Raw genomic sequence first — 15,398 nt, forward strand, 5'->3', positions numbered from 1 at the left:
TGAAATTAGCCGATTTATGCCCCAAATGCGGATTTTTTTACTGTTACTATTTTTACTGAATTGTTTTGCCAATTCGGCAATTGCGCAATCTGAAAATATAGCAGATGAGAAAATTGCTGCAATGGTAAAAGAGGCATGGAATGATTATAAAGAATCTAACTTCGAAAGATCATTAATCACTTCCCGCAAAGCCTTAAATTATGCTACAGCTTCAAAAAATGATTTTTTAATTGCGAAATCATACAAAATTATCGCAGGAAATTATAGTGAATTATCAGAGTTTGATAAGGCTATTTTTTTCTACAACAAAGGTTTATTCTACGCGAACAAAACAAATAATGATTCTATAAAATACAGTCTTCATAATAATCTGGGCAATATTTATTGTTTCGAAAAAAAACAATTTGACAAAGGAATTGATTATTATAAAAAATCAATTGCTTACAGTTTAAAAATGAACCAAATGAACCAGGTTTATTTTACAAACGTAAATTTAGCATGGGCATATTTTGATATAGGGCAATATAAAGCGGGTTATCCTTTTTTGAAATTTATTAACAGTAATACAAAAAAGTACGGCGATGAGTCAACGGAAATTGTTGTCAATATGCTTAACGGAATGTATTTGAGTTCTATAAATGAATATGAAGCGGCAAATGGATTTTTTATAAAAGCCATTCAACAAGGAAAAAATACCGGCGAAAAATCAGATTTGTCTTACGCTCATTTAGAATATTCTAAGTTTCTGAAGAAATTTAAAAAGTATAAAGAAGCTTATGATAATATTGAAGCTTATAATAAAATTACCGAAGAATTATACAGTCAGGAAAAACTTAAGAAAGCTTCTATCGCAGGATTTAATCTTGAATTAGATGAATATAAAAGACAAATTGATAAAATTGAAAGCGAAAAAGATTCGCAATTTCAAAGCCTGAAAAAATCCAGAATTATTGTTATCCTTTTTGTTCTGATTTCCCTTATTCTTCTTTTTCTAATAATCACTTTGATAAAAAATATCAGATTTAAGAAAAAACACAATTTAGAGCTTTTAGAAGCAAAAGAAATTGCAGAAGAAGCTTCTTTGTTGAAAACTCAATTTATTTCGACTATAAGCCACGAATTGCGTACTCCGTTATATGGTGTGGTCGGAATTACAAATATGCTGCTGGAAGAACATAAGGAATTATCCCGAAGCCTGCATTTGAGTTCTTTAAAATTTTCGGCAAGATATTTATTATCGCTGGTAAATGATATTTTACAAATCAATAAAATCGAAGAAAATAAAGTAGTATTAGAGAATTTGACATTTAATATTTCCGATGAAATAACGATGATCAAAAATTCGCTGTCTTTTTTATGCCAAAAAAACAACAATGAAATATCGGTCTCTATCGACGCTGATATTCCGGAATATTTGATTGGAGATAAACTACGACTCGCTCAAGTTTTAATGAATTTAGTGAGTAATGGCTTGAAATTTACTAAAAATGGTGAAGTTGAAATTATTGTAAAACTAAATAAAATAGAAGGAAAAATATATTTCCTCGATTTTATTGTGAAAGACAATGGAATTGGAATTGCAACTGTAGATCAGGGCAAAATCTTCGAGAAATTTGTTCAGGTGGGTCGCAAAGATGAGGATTATCAGGGGACAGGATTAGGTTTGAGTATTGTGAAGAGATTATTAGGGCTTTTTGGGAGCACCATTTTCTTAGAGAGTAATATTGGCGAAGGAACTTCGTTTATGTTCATTATTCCTTTTGAACATGATCCTCAAAAAACAAACAAAATTATAAACGAAATTGAGGTTGATTTAACTTCAAGTGAGGTTTATAAAATCCTGATTGTAGAGGATAATCTGATCAACCAATTAGTGACAAAAAAAATTATCGAAAAAAATAATTACACCTGTAAAGTAGTCGATGATGGTTTTGCTGCTTTGGCAATACTGGAAAAAGAAGAGTTTGATCTTATTTTAATGGATATCAATATGCCTTTGATGAACGGATTTGAAACCACAAAACGAATTCGTTTAAAAGATGTAAAAACGCCTATCGTGGCGTTAACTGCATTTGATAAAGATGAAATCACAGATGAGGCAATTTCATCCGGAATTAACGATATTATCATTAAACCGTTTGAACCTGTCAGGCTGTTTAAAATTATAAGCTACTTAATACAAGAAGCAAAAAACGAATTAAGCACAAAAAAATAAAACACGAATTTCACAAGTTGCACAAATTTTAATGTTTTAATTAATTTGTAAAATTAATTTCATCAAAGAATTAGTGGCAATTAGTGAAATTCGTGTTTAGAGTTTATCTATAATATTCCTGTATGAATTACAGGTTTAGTACCAGCGTTTTTTATTTTGCTTAGAAACTTCAGATTTTCTTGATTTATGTGCTCCACCGCTTCGGTTTGAATTTTTAGGTTTCTCTGCCGTTGCTTCTGGACTTCCTGCATGCCATTGATACGGATGATCTGAAATAGTTTTCACATCAACTTTTATCAATTTCTGGATATCTTTCCAATAAGGATGTTCGTCTTTACTACAAAAAGAAATTGCAATTCCTCCGTTTCCGGCACGTCCTGTTCTACCAATTCTATGAACATAAGTTTCAGGAATATTAGGTAAATCAAAATTGATTACAAATGGTAATTGGTCAATATCAATTCCACGTGCAGCAATATCTGTAGCGACAAGAACACCAACTTCTTTGTTTTTAAAAGCATCAAGAACACGTTGTCTTGCATTTTGTGATTTATCACCGTGAATTGCTTCGGCTGCAATATTATTTTTTCTAAGTGCTTTTACAACATTATCAGCTCCGTGTTTTGTTCTTGAAAAAACCAATACGTTTGATAAATCTTCATTTTTGATCAAATGATATAGCAGATTTCTTTTTTCTGTTTTTTCAACAAAATAAACGCGTTGTTCTACATTTTCGGCTGTTGATGAAACCGGAGAAACTTCTACTTTTGCCGGATCCTGCAAAAACATTTCGGCTAATTCACGAATTGCAATTGGCATCGTTGCAGAAAATAATAATGTCTGACGGTTTTTAGGCGTTAATTTTACGATCTTTTTTACATCGTTTATAAAACCCATGTCAAGCATTTGATCAGCTTCATCTAAAACTAAAGTATGTAAATGATCTAAATCAAGAAACCCTTGTTTTTGTAAATCCAGTAATCTTCCCGGCGTTGCTACTAAAATGTCAACTCCGTTTCGTAATGCATCTACTTGAGGATTTTGCGAAACTCCGCCAAAAATCGTCAATTGAGTTAAGTTGGTATATTTAGCATAAGTATCAAAACTTTGTCCAATTTGAACTGCTAATTCACGAGTAGGAGTAACTATAAGAGCACGAATTACTTTGGCTTTTTTGGTTGAACCTACAATTCGGTGTAACTGATGTATGATTGGGATTGCAAATGCAGCAGTTTTTCCTGTACCGGTTTGGGCACAACCAATTAAATCGCTTCCAGCCAAAACAATCGGAATGGATTGTTCCTGAATAGGAGTAGGGTTAAGGTAGCCTTCTTCAAATACGGCTTTTTGTATACTTTTTGAAAGTGATAAATCTTCGAATAACATATCTTAGGTATTAAGAATTTAGTTTTAAGTACTAAAATTCTGTGCAAAGATAGGTTTATTCGACCAATCGTTTATTTGAATCTTGCATTATTTGCCAAATGCGCTAATTTCCAGATCTTAATATCTTAATGAAGTAACGCATTTGTCGCAAATTATAAATTAATTCAACACATAGAAATATTCTCTTTTGGTGAACTTTGTGCTTTTAAAATAAGTGAAACTTTTTTTAAGAGTATGAAATCCCGGTCCCGATACCTATCGGGACTATATGTTGAAAATAAATTATAATGAGGTGAATTATTCTTTTTCGTTATTGGCTTTAATAAAATCAGTGATTAAATAACCAATTAATTTGCCTATTAAATTATTATTTGGAGAATCTGCTAAATCCGGCGCTCCTTCGCAAATATGTAAATATGTCGCATTTCTGTGCTGTCCGAAAAAGGATATAAACTGACGTAATTCTTCAACAGAAAATCCGCTGATTGTCATGGCGCTGCTGGCAATATTAGGAATTGCGTCGAGATCAATTTCAATACCGAAAGAATCGGTTTTGATAAATTCTAAAGCCAAAGCCATTTCCTTATCAAAATCTTTTTCCTTACGGATATTAACACTGTCGTAAGTATTGTAGCGAACTCTGTCCTCCAGTTTTTTGATAATATCCAAAACACTTTTTGAAGTATAGTTTTCGTGTAAACCAAAAATGAAATATTTTTTCAGGAAACCTTCTTCATAAGCATAAGAGAAACCGTTTCCGCTGTGACGTCCTTCCAGAATTCTAAAATCAGAATGGGCATCAAAATTTATGGCATTGATTGGTTTTCCTTTGGCTAAAGCCGAACCTTTTATATTTCCGTACGCATTATTATGACCTCCGCCGATGATAATAGGAGTTTTTCCGGCTTTTATAATCGTAAATATAATATGAGAAACTTCTTTGTCAATTTTTTCGACTAACTGACTTAATTTTGAGCGGTCGTCGATATCGTTGAAATCAAGGTTTTCTACATCACGCATTTCTTCAGTCACATTAATATGCCCTAAAACAATGATCTGACTTCCTTTTGAAAAACGGTTGTGCTGAATGTTTGCAATACTTTTTATAGCATTTTCCCATGCCGACGCTGTTCCCGGCCTTCCGTAATTGGCACGCACGCCAATATCTTCGGGAATTCCCAAAAGAACATATTTGGCTTCGCTTTCTTTTAGAAATTCGACCTTATCAACGCCTTTTGGGATGATAATCATCTTTTCGCCAAACTTTATTTCACCACTTCGATGATTTGTGACTTTTGCTAAATCATTGATAGTAAACGGGACTAATTTCTCCATGAAAAAAATTTATTTTCCAAAAATAATATAATTGTATTAACTTACGTTATAACCTTATATTAATTCTTAAATTTGTTTTAAAGAAAATTTTTTAAATATGGAAAACCCGAAGAACAACAACTCAAGTCTAAAAGCGGTAATCGCAGTTTTAGCAGTCCTACTGATTGGTAGCTTAGTGTATATTTTTAAATTGTCGTCAGATTCAGATGTTACAAAAACTGAACTTACGTCAACATTGACAGAGAAAGAATCTGTTATGAAAGATCTGCAAGAGTTAAAAACAACTTATGATGCAGCAATCGCAGAAAACACGTCAATGTCTGATGAGTTAATTCAGGAAAGAGATAAAGTAGTCGCTCTAATGGATGATTTAAATAAATCAAAAGGTGATGTATCTAAATTTAGATCTCAGGTTCAGGCTATGCAAGGTAAAATGAAAACCTTAGTGGCTGAAAATGACGAATTGAAAAAACAAAATGGTGTTTTAACAGTTCAGAGAGATAGTACAATCGTAGTTTTAGGTGAATCTAAAAAGTATAATGAAGTATTAGTTGGTCAAAACGAAGAATTGGCTAAAACTGTTGAAAAAGGGGCTAAATTGTCCATTTTGAATACAAAAACTGCAGCTTACAAATTAAAAAGCTCAGGAAAACAAGTTGAAACTGATAAAGCAAGCCGCGCTGACGTTTTGAAAATTAGTTTTACGGTTGCTGAAAATTCAATCGCTAAATCTGGTGATAAAACGTATTATGTACAAGTTATCGACTCTAAAAACAATGTTTTAGGAGATAAAAAAACAGAAAGCTTTGGTGATAACACTTTAACTTATAGTTTTAAAACTACTGTTAAGTACGAAAATAAAACAGTTAACGTAAGTGAAGATTTACCAGGTAAAGATTTTGCTAAAGGAGCTTATTTTATCAATGTTTTTGATAATGACGAATTAGTTTCTAAAACTAGTTTTAACTTAAGATAAGAATCTGTCGTTTAAGTAAGAATACCACTAAAATATTAAAGGTCTGTGATTTTTCACAGACCTTTTTTTATGGAATTAAATTGTTTTTTTTCCAGACCAAAGGAAAAGAAATATGGATCAAAATAAAAAACTGCGGAGCTATTGTAAGGATGAATTTAACCTAAAAGTTCGCTAGATTTTTAAAAGTTATGTTTTATAAAATACAAAGTTCGCAAAACTTTGCGTCGATTTGGCTTTGCGAACTTTGTGTTTTTTTTCTATATTAATGTTTCAAAAATTAAAGCTTAATTCTGACTTGTGTTTAGTCATTATGCTAAAATTTCTCCTTCTGCAAAGACACTTTCAATCAGATTGCTGCCAAAAGCATAAGGAATTTGATAATAGGATGAAATAGGTTTTGTAAGGATTAAATTGGCTTTTTTGCCTTTAGTAATACTTCCATGAGTTTCAGATATTCCCATTGCATACGCGCCGTTTATCGTTGCTGCGTTGATGGCTTCTTCCGGCGTCATTTTCATTTTGATACAAGCGGTTGCAACCACAAAATTCATATTTCCGGATGGAGTAGAACCGGGGTTAAAATCTGTTGCCAATGCTATTGGGAGTCCTGCTTTTATCATTTCTCGTGCCGGCGTATAGGGAATACTCAAAAAGTAGGAGCATGAAGGTAATGCTACAGGCATCGTCTCGGTGTTTTTTAAAGCTTCAATATCTTGTGGTGTCATAATTTCAAGATGATCTACAGAAAGGGCTTTAAATTTAACTCCTGCCTGGATTCCTCCAATAGAATTAAATTGATTGACGTGGATTTTTGGCTTTAAGCCAAATTTAATTCCCACTTCCATTATTTTTTCGGTTTCTTCAACAGAAAAATAACCTATTTCACAGAATACATCAACATAATCTGCTAATTTATTTTGGGCAATTTCAGGAAGCATTTTAGTGATGATTTCATCAATATAACCTGCTTTATTGTCTTTATAATGTACAGGAAAAGCGTGGGCGCCAAGAAATGTTGCTTTTATAGTAATGGGATAATTTTGAGCCAGCTTTTTAATAACGCGTAACATTTTCAGTTCACCTTCAATCGTTAAGCCATAGCCGGATTTTATTTCGACGGCTCCGGTTCCTAAATGCATCACTTCTTCCAATCTTAGTTTTGATTGCTTGTAGATTTCTTCTTCAGATGTTTCGTTTAGTTTTTTAGCCGAATTTAAAATCCCGCCACCGCGATTGGCTATTTCTTCATAGGAAAATCCGTTGATTCTGTCTACAAATTCCTGTTCGCGATTTCCTGCATAAACAATATGTGTATGGCTGTCGCACCATGATGGTAAAACGATTCTTCCCGTTGCATCGATAATTTTTTCGGCTTTGATTTCAGGAAGATTTTCCATAGGACCAAAGTCCTCAATTAGATTATTTCTTAAAATTAAAAAAGCATTTTTTATGGTAGGAAGTATTGCCATTTCGGCTCCTGAAACTTTACTAATTGAAGTTTCGCGAACCTGAAGTAATTCTTTTATATTTTTGATAAGAGTAATCATATATGGATTTAGTTGTATTGTTATAAAACACAAATTTCACAAATTAACATTAAATTAATTCGTGAAATTCGTGACCCGATCAAAGGGAACAGGCGAAGCAAATTCCTGTTTAAAATATTGGAATTTAAAAAATGAATATTCCCTTTTTGCTTTATTCTGAAACTGAGATTTCAAACATTTTGCTCCAGTTTTTACCCGTTACAAAAATTGTTTTCGTTTTAGGATTGTAAGCAATTCCGTTTAAAACATCATCTTTAGTAATGTCCGTCATAGATTTGCGTAAATCCGACATATTTAAAATTCCTTCAACAGCTCCTGAAACGGGATTTACTACCGCAATTGCATCTTTAAACCAAACATTAGTATAGATTTTTCCGTTAATCCATTCCAGCTCATTAATAGCTTTAATTTTTGAATCTCCTGAATATACGTTGATATAATCTACCATTTTTTGAGTAGCCGGATCCACTTTCCAGATTTTCTCTGTCCCGTCAGTTTGATAAATATATTTACCGTCATTTGTCATTCCCCAGCCTTCAATTTCTTTCTCGTAAACAAAAGTTTTTTCTAATTTTAATGTTTTCGCATCATAGATAAAACCTTTTTTGTTTTTATAAGTCAATTGGAATAATTTTCCAGCGATAAAAGTGATTCCTTCACCAAAATATTCTTTATCAAGATCAATTTGTTTGTAAATTTTTCCTGTTCTGTAATCGTATTTTTTAATGTGCGAAGCGCCTTCCTGACCTGTGCTTTCATATAGAGTATCGTTGTAAAACTCAAATCCTTCAGTAAAAGCTTGTTTGTCGTGAGGATAGGTATTAACAACTTTGTATTTTAATAATTTAGGTTCAATATCAGAAACCAGTTCGATACGCTTTGTAGCATCAGACGAATCAGATCCAAAATACACGGTTGCTTTTAAATACTGATATCCCAGTTTTTGATCTTTTAATGCATATTTGAATTTTTCGGTACCTTTTGTACTTCCTACTTTTTTATCATTAATAAAGTATGCAACGCTGTCAATTTCTTTCGAATTTGGATTCAAAATTCCAATAGAAATTGCTTCTTGTTGTTTAAAATGTGCCGGAAAAGCCGAATCATCAATGTTAAATAAAGAATTTTCACCTTTTTTTGTATCTCCACATCCAATTAATGTGATTCCTAATAAAATGATAGTTAGGAAGTTATATTTTTTCATAGTTTAAAATTTGAATAAGCCAATATACGACGATATTTTTATAGCAACAAGGCCTTGCAAAAATATAAAAAGATTGTATATTTGCACCGGCAAGTCCTACACGACCAGCTCCTGCAGACTCCCCCAGGATGGGAACATAGCAAGGGTACGTGGTTGAGCGGTGCGATGTAGGTCGCTTGCCATTTTTTTTTTAATCTGAATTTATATTCAGATTTTTTTTTAGAATTAATTTAAAAGTAGTCTTCCTTATGGAGGATTTTTTTATTTTTGGGAAATGTTAAAATTTTTATGAGGCAATTAGTTGAGTGTGAAAAGTAGCTTTTAAGGTTTTTAATGTATAATAAGGAAAACTAAATAAAATAAAAATGCTTTTTAACTCTTTGAATTTTGCACTATTTTTCCTCCTGATTTTTATACTTTATTGGTTTATAACTAATAAGAGTTTAAAATTGCAAAATCTACTTCTATTAGTTTCCAGTTATGTTTTTTATGCTTTCTGGGATTGGCGCTTTTTGTTTTTACTTGTTTTTTCAACTTTACTGGATTATTATTCTGGAATTAAAATTTCAAATGCTAAAAGTGAAAACGCTAAACGATTTTGGTTTTGGTTGAGTATTTCTATAAATCTTGGTTTTTTAGGAATTTTTAAATACTATAATTTTTTTGTCACTTCATTTGCAGATCTTTTTTTAAATTTTGGATATGCTCTAAATCCTAAAACTTTAAATGTTATTTTACCTGTTGGTATCTCATTTTATACTTTTCACGGATTATCCTATATTATTGATATTTATAAAGGAAAAATAAAATCAGAGAAAAAATTCGTTGAGTATGGAGTATTTGTTAGCTTTTTTCCATTATTAGTTGCAGGACCAATTGAAAGAGCCACTCATCTTTTACCACAAATAAAACAAAAAAGAATTTTTGATTATGAAAAAGCTGTCAATGGCTTAAGACAAATTTTATGGGGACTTTTTAAAAAAATTGTAATAGCAGATACTTGTTCAATTTTTGTAGATGATATATTTCAAAATTATTCCAATTATTCTGGTGGTACATTAATACTTGGTGCTGTTCTTTTTTCTTTTCAAATTTATTGTGATTTCTCTGGATATTCAGATATTGCTATTGGAGTAGCGAAATTGCTTGGTATTGATTTAATCACAAATTTCAAAACACCTTATTTTTCAAGGAATATTGCTGATTTTTGGAGACGCTGGCATATTTCATTATCTTCCTGGTTCAGGGATTATGTTTATATTCCATTAGGGGGATCTCAAGTGTCTCTAGTAAAATCAATACGTAATATCTTCATTATTTTTGTATTAAGTGGGTTTTGGCATGGTGCAAACTGGACCTTTCTATTTTGGGGAATATTAAATGCATTATACTTTATTCCATCATTTTTAAGAAAAAAGAATAGAAAATATTTAAGGGACAATCATAATTTCCAACAAGATATTTTGTCAAAAATTAATGAGTTTCGAGATATTTTTGTCACCTTCACTCTTACAACTTTCGCATGGATCTTTTTTAGGTCAAAATCTTTACTTGATGCTTTTAGCTATATTAAAGGAATTTTTAAACTGGACAGTCTCTTTACTATTCAAAGTGCTAAAATGTATGAATTAAGTATTAGACCTTTATTTTTTTATTTAGGAGTATTTTTAATTATAGAGTGGTATTATAAGAACGATGATATAGTTTTTGAAAAGTTTTACAATACCAGAAGCTCAACATTTTTAAAATATATTTTTTATTTATTCGCAATAATTAGTATACTATTTTCAATTAAAAATCAAGCTGCCAGTTTTATTTATTTTCAATTTTAATTATGAAAAAATTTATTTTAAAACTTATTAGTGCTGTTATTATTGTATATCTGTTATTGTGTGGTATTCAATATACAATTGACTTTTATTTGCAAAAAGATAATAGCTGTAGTAATAATACATGGAGCCAGATTTATGATGGAAAAATTAATGCACAGATTGTTGTTTTAGGAACATCAAGGGCAGAGGTTCATTATGACACTCAAATAATTAGTCAATTAACAGGTTTAAAAACTTATAATTTAGGTTTGAGCGGTACTCATTATGATATTTTACAAATGAGATGGAGATCATTTTTGGATCACAATATTAAACCTAAAATATTGATCTTAGATTTGGACAGTAGTTCACTACAACGATCTGAGGAAATATATAATAAATTTCAATATTTACCATATTTAAATAGAGGAGAATATATAGCTGTTGCTAAAGATCTAGATAGTGACTATTATTTTGAAAAGTATATTCCAATTTATAAATACCGGGGATATGAAGTGAATATTTATCAGCAAATTCGATCGTTGAAAACTTCATTTTTTTGTCCTAAAAATAAAGATGGTTACATTGAAAATGATATAAATTGGATAGAAAAAGACTATTTGAATTTTAAGAAGATGGTAGAGGATGATAAATTAAAAGATAATTTTAATTATGATGAATATAAAAAGGGATTTAAAGTTTTAAATGAAATTATGAGCGACTGTAAACGTCATAATATTAAAGTCTTTTTTGTTTGGTCTCCATCTTATTTTGAATCAGATCTCTATATGCCAAATAATAAAAAATGTATTGATAAGATTTTAAGTAAAATTTCAAAACAAAACAATATTGCGTACTATAATTTTTTAAAAGATTCAATATGTTTAAAAAAAGAAAATTTTTATAACTCTTCACATATGAACAAAAAAGGAGTTGCTATTTTTTCAAAAAAAATAAGTGAAATTATTAATGATAAAAAATAATACCTTCTGTTTAGCAGAGGTTAAGTAATAATTTATAATTAAAATAAAATGAACAAAGTCGTTTTAATTACCGGAGGATCATCAGGGATTGGAAAATCAATTGGAGAATTTTTACATAAAAAAGGTTTCGTGGTTTATGGAACGAGTCGAAATCCTGAAAAAGTGTTCAATTCAATTTTTCCATTGGTTGCCTTAGATGTTCGAAATGCTGAATCAATTCAATCTGCTGTAGCTAAAATTATTGCCACTTCCGGAAGATTAGATGTGGTTATTAATAATGCAGGTGTTGGAATCACGGGACCTTTAGAGGAAATCCCAACGCAGGAGATCAGGAATAATTTTGAAACTAATTTCTTTGGTCCAATTGAAGTAATGAAAGCTGTTTTGCCACAAATGCGCGAACAAAAATCAGGTTTGATTATTAATATTACGTCGATTGCAGCTTATATGGGATTGCCTTACAGAAGCGTTTATTCAGCATCAAAAGGGGCATTGGAATTAATTACCGAGGCTTTGCGTATGGAAGTGAAGTCATTTGGAATCGAAATTACAAACGTAGCGCCAGGCGATTTTGCGACTAATATTGCATCCGGTCGTTATCATGCGCCGGTTATAAAAGGTTCTGCTTATGAAAAAGTATATGGTGATACACTCACAACAATGAACGAACATGTTGATGCAGGAAGTAATCCTAATGAAATGGCAGAAGCGGTTTATAAAATAATGCAGCAAAAAAAGCCAAACGTTCATTATAAAGTGGGTGCTTTTATGCAGAAGTTCTCGATCGTTTTAAAGCGTGCACTGCCGGATAAAGTCTACGAAAAGATGCTGATGAATCATTACAAGCTATAAAGGGTCAATCTCAAAATCATTGTAGAGAGAGAGAGAGATAAACACAAAGTTCACAAAGCTACGTCAACACAAAGCTTTGTGAACTTTTTTTTTATTCTACCGGAATAAAAATCTCAAATTTTGCTCCTTCATTTAAAACTCCTGCGGCTTTAATAAAACCGTTGTGGTTTTCTACAATTCGTTTTACTATTGTAAGTCCAATTCCGGTACTTTTTAAAGGTTTAGTGTGCAAAGCCTGGAAAAGTCCAAATATCTTTTCGCTATACGTTGGTTCAAATCCAATACCATTATCTGCAACTGTTATAGTGTAATATTGAGTAAGCGGAGCAAGTTTCTCTAATTCTCCATTGGTGATTTTTGCTGATACTGTTATGACTAAATTTCGGTCAGGACTTGCAAATTTTAATGAATTATTGATAAGATTATAAAGTAGTTGCCTGAATTGGAATTCGATTACTGAAAGTTTTCCCAGCTCTTGTATATCAAAAGTTACATTTTTATTTTCAAACTCATTTGTAAGATCTTCAATAACATCTTTTGCGATAATATTTAAGTCTTTTACTTCGAACTTTCGATCATCAAATTTCGTTTTAGAATAGATTAAAAGATCATTAATCAGATTTTGCATTCTAAAAGCAGATGTCTTGATTTTATGAAAAGCAGTTTTTCCTTTTTCGGATAAATTGCCGGATTCTTCTCGTTCAATTGTATCTGTAAAAAGCTGTATTTTTCTTAGAGGTTCCTGCAAATCATGACTTGAAATATAGTTGAAAGCTTCTAACTCACTGTTCATTTTTTCAAGTGAAATATTTTTTTGGAGTAATTTTTTCTCGATACTTTTTTTCTCATCGACTGTTTTTTCAAGAAGATGTGTTTTTTCCTGGAGAACCAGTTTGTTTTCTACTGATTGTTCAATTGCCGAAAGGTGAAACGAAATTAGCTGGGCAAATAAATTGAACATTTCGCTGATTTTGAATTCTTTCAGGCTGTTTGGTTTTGGGTCAATGGCACATAAAGTTCCAAAAAATGTTCCGTCCTGACGAATAATCGGTACAGAAATGTAACTCTGTAATTTGTACATTGCCGGAGTATGATGATCGTGATAATATGGGTCTTCGCTTACATTATCGATGATTACAGGTTTTGGATTTTGCCTGATTTCGTTACAAATTGTTGTTTTTATCTTCAATTCGTCTCCCGGTTTTAGACCAAAAGAAACATTATCGTGTACGCTGCAAGTAATCCATCGATCCTCTGTGACTCTTGCTATTGCTGCAAAACCCATTCCGGTGGTTTGGCAAATAACGTTGAGCAGGTTAGGAACAATTGAAATGTTCTCGATGTTTAGTATGTCTTGTTTGAAATTATCTTCTAGCACTTTAAGGGGGGAATTTTGATGGTATAAAAGTACAAAAATAAATTTAGTATCATCTTACAGGATTACCACAAATGGATACTGACTTTTTAGATTTTTTTTTTAGTTTTTTATTTTATGGAAATTATAAATCGTAATTTCGCACCGAATTTGCGTTAAGGATAGGAACGATATCCTTTTATTTTTTTTCTTTAGAAAAATAAAAGATATAGTGGATAGCCTGACCCTTGGGGAACGCCCAAAAATGGAACACAATTAAATAGATATAATTATGAAATTTTTTATTGACACAGCTAATTTAGCTCAAATTAAAGAAGCACAGGCTTTAGGTGTATTAGATGGTGTAACGACTAATCCGTCATTGATGGCTAAAGAAGGTATTACCGGAAAAAACAACATTTTAAAGCATTATGTTGACATTTGTAATCTTGTTGAAGGTGATGTTAGTGCTGAAGTTAATGCGCTGGATTATGATGGAATGATTAAGGAAGGTGAAGAATTAGCTGAATTACATGAGCAAATCGTGGTAAAATTACCTATGACAAAAGAGGGTGTAATGGCTGCAAAATATTTTTCTGATAAAGGAATCAAAACAAATGTTACGCTTGTGTTTTCTGCAGGTCAGGCTTTATTGGCTGCAAAAGCCGGAGCTACTTATGTTTCTCCTTTTATTGGTCGTTTAGATGATGTATCAACTGATGGTTTGAATTTGATTGAAGAAATCAGATTAATTTATGATAACTACGGATATGAGACTCAAATTTTAGCTGCTTCTGTGCGTCATACAATGCATATTGTAAATTGTGCTAAAATTGGTGCTGATGTTATGACCGGACCTCTTTCTGCAATTTACGGATTGTTGAAACACCCGTTAACTGATATTGGACTGGCTCAATTTGTTGCTGATTTCGAAAAAGGAAATAATTAATACTGAGATACTTAAATAATTAAAATCGTCATTTTTCAATAGAAAGATGGCGATTTTTTTTATATTTATAGGTCTCAAAAATAAGTACATATGAAAAAAGTGATCTTAGTTTTAGTTTTTTTGATTGGAAATATTGCTGCAAATGCTCAGACAGCTAAAATTTTAAAGCATGTTAATGAAGCCGGTGATGTAGCTAGTTTTGAACTGGATTGTTCGAAACAATTTCAGACTTTGGCGAAAGGGTTGCGGTATAATATTACGCGTCATGAGTTTAAAGGTCCTGAATTGAAAAATTCATATAGGTTGTTATTGGTCATGGATGGTTTTTATTCGAAGACATTGAATAATACAATGACTATTTCGGCTGTATTGACGGATGGAACTATTATTGATGCTAAAAAGATTATTGAGGAAGATGGTTATTTTGATGGTGCTTGTACTTTGAAAATTAAAGATCCTAAAGCACTTTTAGAAGCCAATATCGATAAGGTAATAATTCACGCTGATAAAGATGTTGTCTATACCTTAACTGCGCAAAATAAAGCTGTTTTTAAAAAGAATTTAGAGAATGTAATTAATGCTAAGTAAAGGTTCTTAGTTACTGATTTGTGAAGGTTCAGAGGTTTATAGGTGCAAAGGTTCAGAGGTGCAAGGGTTCAGAGATTCAAAGGCTCAGAGGTTTTGAACGCACGAAACCTGACGGTTTTTTAAAATAGTTGTAAATAAAAAATCCCAAATTCCAGTTATTAAAATTGGAATTTGGGATTTTTTTATTGTTTTTTATTT

12 protein-coding genes and 1 other RNA gene are annotated in these 15,398 nt (G+C 31.5%); 8 read left to right on the plus strand and 5 right to left on the minus strand.

What is annotated here, in order from left to right; all coding sequences use genetic code 11:
* Positions 1 to 16: 16 nt before the first annotated feature.
* Positions 17 to 2,215, plus strand: a complete 2,199-nt coding sequence (locus tag ACHRVX_RS20940) for a response regulator (protein ID WP_395335883.1) — start codon at positions 17 to 19, stop codon at positions 2,213 to 2,215.
* 135 nt (positions 2,216 to 2,350) lie between these two features.
* On the opposite strand, the gene ACHRVX_RS20945 is transcribed toward ACHRVX_RS20940, so the two are convergent.
* Together ACHRVX_RS20945 and ACHRVX_RS20950 are read right to left on the minus strand one after the other, a co-directional pair.
* Positions 2,351 to 3,601 carry a DEAD/DEAH box helicase gene (locus ACHRVX_RS20945; RefSeq protein WP_395335885.1) on the minus strand — a complete coding sequence of 417 codons (1,251 nt, stop codon included), beginning with the start codon at positions 3,599 to 3,601 and terminating at the stop codon, positions 2,351 to 2,353.
* Between the two features lie 297 nt (positions 3,602 to 3,898).
* A complete protein-coding gene (locus ACHRVX_RS20950) occupies positions 3,899 to 4,936 on the minus strand; it encodes a formimidoylglutamase (RefSeq protein WP_395335887.1) in 1,038 nt (345 codons plus the stop codon).
* A gap of 97 nt (positions 4,937 to 5,033) precedes the next feature.
* Between ACHRVX_RS20950 and ACHRVX_RS20955 the strand changes: the two genes are divergently transcribed.
* Positions 5,034 to 5,912, plus strand: coding sequence for a hypothetical protein (locus tag ACHRVX_RS20955; RefSeq protein ID WP_213298448.1), 879 nt, complete (start codon positions 5,034 to 5,036; stop codon positions 5,910 to 5,912).
* A 308-nt stretch (positions 5,913 to 6,220) separates the two neighbouring features.
* Here the strand turns inward: ACHRVX_RS20955 and hutI are convergent, their stop codons facing one another.
* Positions 6,221 to 7,459, minus strand: coding sequence for an imidazolonepropionase (gene hutI, locus ACHRVX_RS20960; protein ID WP_395335889.1), 1,239 nt, complete (start codon positions 7,457 to 7,459; stop codon positions 6,221 to 6,223).
* Between the two features lie 151 nt (positions 7,460 to 7,610).
* Positions 7,611 to 8,663 carry a glutaminyl-peptide cyclotransferase gene (locus tag ACHRVX_RS20965; RefSeq protein ID WP_395335891.1) on the minus strand — a complete coding sequence of 351 codons (1,053 nt, stop codon included), beginning with the start codon at positions 8,661 to 8,663 and terminating at the stop codon, positions 7,611 to 7,613.
* A gap of 87 nt (positions 8,664 to 8,750) precedes the next feature.
* Between ACHRVX_RS20965 and ffs the strand changes: the two genes are divergently transcribed.
* The 4 genes from ffs (at position 8,751) to ACHRVX_RS20985 (ending at position 12,309) form a co-directional block, all read left to right on the plus strand.
* Positions 8,751 to 8,848, plus strand: an RNA gene (gene ffs / locus ACHRVX_RS20970) — signal recognition particle sRNA small type.
* A 180-nt stretch (positions 8,849 to 9,028) separates the two neighbouring features.
* Positions 9,029 to 10,495, plus strand: coding sequence for an MBOAT family O-acyltransferase (locus ACHRVX_RS20975; RefSeq protein ID WP_395335893.1), 1,467 nt, complete (start codon positions 9,029 to 9,031; stop codon positions 10,493 to 10,495).
* A 2-nt stretch (positions 10,496 to 10,497) separates the two neighbouring features.
* Positions 10,498 to 11,457: a hypothetical protein gene (locus tag ACHRVX_RS20980; RefSeq protein ID WP_395335895.1), complete on the plus strand. Its 960-nt coding sequence runs from the start codon at positions 10,498 to 10,500 to the stop codon at positions 11,455 to 11,457.
* A gap of 48 nt (positions 11,458 to 11,505) precedes the next feature.
* On the plus strand, positions 11,506 to 12,309 hold the full coding sequence (locus ACHRVX_RS20985; RefSeq protein ID WP_395335897.1) for an SDR family oxidoreductase: 804 nt from the start codon (positions 11,506 to 11,508) through the stop codon (positions 12,307 to 12,309).
* A gap of 91 nt (positions 12,310 to 12,400) precedes the next feature.
* On the opposite strand, the gene ACHRVX_RS20990 is transcribed toward ACHRVX_RS20985, so the two are convergent.
* Positions 12,401 to 13,687 (minus strand): ATP-binding protein, encoded by a 1,287-nt coding sequence (locus ACHRVX_RS20990; RefSeq protein WP_395335899.1) that lies wholly within the window; start codon positions 13,685 to 13,687, stop codon positions 12,401 to 12,403.
* A 268-nt stretch (positions 13,688 to 13,955) separates the two neighbouring features.
* Between ACHRVX_RS20990 and fsa the strand changes: the two genes are divergently transcribed.
* Both fsa and ACHRVX_RS21000 read left to right on the plus strand, forming a co-directional pair.
* A complete protein-coding gene (fsa, locus tag ACHRVX_RS20995; RefSeq protein WP_395335901.1) occupies positions 13,956 to 14,612 on the plus strand; it encodes a fructose-6-phosphate aldolase in 657 nt (218 codons plus the stop codon).
* 90 nt (positions 14,613 to 14,702) lie between these two features.
* Positions 14,703 to 15,200, plus strand: a complete 498-nt coding sequence (locus ACHRVX_RS21000) for a hypothetical protein (protein WP_395335904.1) — start codon at positions 14,703 to 14,705, stop codon at positions 15,198 to 15,200.
* Positions 15,201 to 15,398: the final 198 nt, after the last annotated feature.

This window comes from Flavobacterium sp. FlaQc-47, from assembly GCF_044006475.1.
In the GTDB taxonomy this organism is placed as follows: Bacteria; Bacteroidota; Bacteroidia; order Flavobacteriales; family Flavobacteriaceae; genus Flavobacterium.